Genomic DNA, 1099 nt, shown 5'->3' on the forward strand with positions numbered 1-1099 from the left:
GGCCGGATAACAGCGTCACTCAGATCTCTAGCCTCGACCAAATGAAGCTGGGTGGCACCGGGAGCAAGGCACTGCTCTCGGTGACCTACGAGCGCGACGTGCCCGGCCTATCGCAGAACCTGTTCGTAAAATTCTCACGTAATTTCCACGACAAAGTCCGTGATAACGGACGATATTACATGCCGCCGGAGGTGCGGCTTGCAAACCTGTCGCGCGATCCGGGGTTTCCCGTCGCCGTGCCCAAGTGCTTCTACGCCGACATCGAGCAGGAGACACTTACCGGCATCATCATCACCGAGTGCATCCCCTACGGACAAGGCATGATCGAGCCGCACTACCCGAAATGCTTGGATCAGATGCTGCCTGCCCCCTTCGAGCATTACGCCGCGCTTGTCTCGAGCCTAGCACGATTGTCAGGCACGCATAAATCTGGCCGGCTCGGGGAGGTCGTTGAGCGCTGCTTCCCGCTAACTCACGACCAGTTGATCGCGAGCCGCGCACGTTTTGAGGCGCCACTACTCGCCAAAAGGATCGGCCGGTTGGTTGAGTTTATCCTGCAATACCCGCACCTGTTCCCGTCACACATAGCCAACCGTGCCTTCCTCGACCGTTTCTACGCCGATGCATTGTTGGTCGTCGACCGGCAGGAGGAAATTTGGCGCTTCCTGTATTCGCAGCCCGACTTGATCGCGCTCTGCCACATGAACGCAAACATCGATAACGCGTGGTTCTGGCGTGAGCCGACGGGCACGCTTAAAGCAGGGCTGATCGACTGGGGCGGCGTTGGTCAGATGTCGGTGGCGTCGTCCTTCTGGGGCTGCATAGGTGCTGCTGAGCCCGAGATCCACGATCGGCACCTGGATGACCTGCTCGGCCTCTTCGTCGAAGAGTATTCCCGCGCGGGCGGCCCAGCCCTCGACCGACGCGAGATCGCTCAGCATCTGGAGTTATTCGTGATGATGTCAGCGCTGCACATGACAACGGCTCCGCCAGCCATCCTGCGCGAGGTGCCCGATCCAGGAGCTGCCGCTGACCGCTACGATCCGATCTTCACCGAAAAGGAGACTGCCCGCGTCCAGCTCAAAATCACCGTCTCGCT

Annotated in this window: 1 protein-coding gene; it reads left to right on the forward strand. The window is 59.9% G+C overall.

The features are described from left to right. Positions 1-41: 41 nt before the first annotated feature. Positions 42-1099: hypothetical protein (locus GV044_RS15860; protein WP_159872657.1), on the forward strand; the 1058-nt coding region annotated here is incomplete at its 3' end.

It is taken from the genome of Novosphingobium sp. 9U, from assembly GCF_902506425.1.
Lineage (GTDB): Bacteria > Pseudomonadota > Alphaproteobacteria > Sphingomonadales > Sphingomonadaceae > Novosphingobium.